The organism is uncultured Streptococcus sp., assembly GCF_963545685.1.
Lineage (GTDB): Bacteria > Bacillota > Bacilli > Lactobacillales > Streptococcaceae > Streptococcus.
Genome location: NZ_CAUUKN010000096.1, coordinates 1 through 2876, shown reverse-complemented (window position 1 = coordinate 2876; position 2876 = coordinate 1). Strand labels below are relative to the sequence as shown.

2 protein-coding genes and 1 pseudogene are annotated in these 2876 nt (G+C 38.9%); 2 read left to right on the top strand and 1 reads right to left on the bottom strand.

What is annotated here, in order from left to right; translation table 11 throughout:
• A pseudogene (locus RWZ99_RS09210) lies at positions 1–439 on the bottom strand (haloacid dehalogenase-like hydrolase); the annotation flags it as partial.
• 360 nt (positions 440–799) lie between these two features.
• On the opposite strand from RWZ99_RS09210, the gene RWZ99_RS09205 reads away from it, so the two are divergent.
• Together RWZ99_RS09205 and RWZ99_RS09200 are read left to right on the top strand one after the other, a co-directional pair.
• The gene (locus RWZ99_RS09205) at positions 800–1192 is read left to right on the top strand and encodes an SP_0198 family lipoprotein (RefSeq protein ID WP_314678300.1); all 393 of its coding nucleotides are present in this window, start codon (positions 800–802) and stop codon (positions 1190–1192) included.
• 98 nt (positions 1193–1290) lie between these two features.
• Positions 1291–2861 (top strand): IS3 family transposase gene (locus tag RWZ99_RS09200; RefSeq protein ID WP_314678299.1). Its coding sequence is split into 2 segments (ribosomal slippage): positions 1291–1936 and positions 1936–2861, totalling 1572 coding nucleotides; the frame shifts between segments, so codons are not numbered across the junction.
• The last annotated feature ends 15 nt before the right edge of the window (positions 2862–2876 follow it).

Genomic DNA, 2876 nt, shown 5'->3' with positions numbered 1-2876 from the left:
TGGCGATCTTATCAATATTAACAGGGTTTCCTTCCTTGTTGTTGTGATCTTCTTTAAAGTTGTCTTCTGGAATATTTGTACGAATCGCCTTATCCAACTCTTCTGGCGTCATCTTAAATTCTAAGTTTTCAATCTGATAAGTGAAGGTCGCCTCACCGATATCATTGATTACGGTAGTGTTATCCCAGTCAAAGACAGCATATGGTTTTGCTGATTCATCATATTTTGAACTAGATTTGCCATTTTCTTTAATAACATTACTTAATTTCTTATATAGTTTGTCCTCCCACTGACCACGTTCAAGGACTTGATCTTCTTTCTTCACGCTTGTTTCCTGGCTAGCTTTACTAGATTCAGTTGTTTTAGACGACTGGGAAGCCTGACAACCAACCATAAATAAGGCTAGACCACAAACCAAAAAGAGACGATGTTTCTTCATGAGAAAACCTCCAAAAAAATTTTAATTAGAAAAAGGCAATAAGGAACCTATGATTTGAAACGGTTGCGCCATTGCAATCATAGGCCTCATTGCCTTTTATATTATTCCACACCCATTATACTAATTAGCTGATATAATGTCAACCGAAAACGGTTACATTTTTTCCTTCGTTTGTAAAATTCTTTCATTTTATTGACAGATATATGAGAAACTATCTAACGAGGGCTGCTGAAATACTATACCTTTTTCAAAACCTACTTTCCTACTTTCAGAAAAGAAATTTTCATTGCCTTCGCCTTTAGGCTCTGTTATACTTGGGATAACAAAGAAAGGAGACAAGCCTATGACATTATCCAATAAATTCACACTTTCTCTTGCCTCATTGGCAGTTCTTGGTCTTTTAGCAGCCTGCTCGAACCAGATAGCTCAAACACCTGCAAACTCTGCAATTCCCAACAGGTTTCTTCAAGCTCTAAAGATTCTCAAACGGCTAGCCAAGCTGAAAATCTAGATGGTATATACAAAGGGACTGATGAAACTGATCAGATCACTTTGACCCTCTCAGGTACCTCTGGTACATGGGAAGAGGTTGAAAGGGATGGCGAGAAAGAAAGCAAGCCTGTAACCGTTCACACTGACAAGCACACTCTCACTGTAGGGGATGATCTCAAATATTACAAACTAGAAGGCAATCAACTGACCATTGAAGATGACGATCGAGATCCTTCTGATACCATTGTATTAACGAAATAGCAAAAAAAATAAGAGGTTAGGATGTTGTGATATACTCCCCTTATAGTGGACAGTGAAAAAAACAAAAATTCACTAGAAACGATAAGGGGAGTTTTCGTATGTCAAAAAGAAATGTCAAGTCCACAGAGGAAAAACTAAAGATTGTTAACTTGTATTTAGAAAAAGGCAAATCCATTTCAAGCTTAATAAGGGAATATGGCGTCAGTGATACCACCATTAGAACTTGGGTTCGTAAATACAAACATCTAGGTATAGCAGGACTAAGAGAAAGTAAAACTTGGACGAGGTACTCAAAAGAAATCAAAGAACAAGCCGTACAAGATTATCTATCTGGACGAAGAAGTTTGGAGACGATCATTGAAACTTATCACATATCATCTGGAAGTGTTCTCGAAAAGTGGATAAAACGGTATACTAGTGGTATAGAAATCAAACCAACTAGTAAAGGATTAAGTCGTATGAACCAAGGACGAAAAACCACTTTTGAAGAACGTGTGGAGATTGTTAACTTCACCATTGCTCATGATAAGGACTATCAGGCAGCGATTGAGAAATATGGGATTTCCTACCAACAAGTTTATTCCTGGGTGAGAAAGTTTGAGAAGGATGGCAGTCAAGGACTCCTAGATCGCAGAGGTAAAGGGTTAGACAGTAAACCGAACCTTACCCCAGAAGAAGAGTTACAGCTCAAAATCAAACAACTAGAAGAGCGCAACCGCTATTTAGAGATGGAGGTAGGACTGCTAAAAAAGTTAGAGGAAATCAGACGCAGAAACAGACGGTAAGACTTGGACGCTACTTGGAAGAATTTCAAGCCATCAAAGATTATTCCGATAAGCATCATGAAGCCTCTATTAGCCAGTTATGTCAATTGCTTGGAGTATCTCGGTCAGGTTATTACAAGTGGCTCAATCACAGGGAAACGACATCTGAGAAGACGAATCAAACACTGTCGGAGAGCATTAAGGAACTTCATGCCAAGCACAGAGGAATTTTAGGTTATCGTCGAATGACGCGATTTGTCAATCGTAAACTTGGAACAACTTATAACAAGAAGCGAATTCGTCGCTTAATGCGTATTCTTGGTATCTCATCAGTTATCCGTCGTTCTCGAGGTTATTGCACGAAGACCAGTTTTGTGAATATCGAAGAGAACATTCTCAATAGAGAGTTTACAGCTCATGTCCCTAATCAGAAGTGGTGTACAGATGTGACCTTCTTGCAATATGGATTAGGGTGCAAGGCTTATTTAAGCGCTATTAAAGACCTTTATGACGGCTCTATCGTGGCTTACCATATCAGTAAGCATAATGACAATCCTCTTGTTATGGAGAACCTAAGAAAGGCTATGGAAGCTAATCCAGATGCCACACCACTCATCCACAGCGACAGAGGAAGTCAATACACTTCACGGGAATACCGGATGGTAACGACACAGTATCAATTAACGAGATCGATGTCACGGGTTGGAAAATGCATTGATAATGCTCCAATTGAGAGTTTCTTTGGACACTTTAAAACGGAATGTTATGATTTGAAGACCTACAAGACATTTGAGGAGTTGGTCACTGATATTGATGCATATATCTATTTTTACAATAACGAACGATTTCAAGAGAAGCACAACGGCCTTGCCCCTCTTGAATTGAGGAACAAGGCCGTTGCTTAATCTTTTATTATTTCA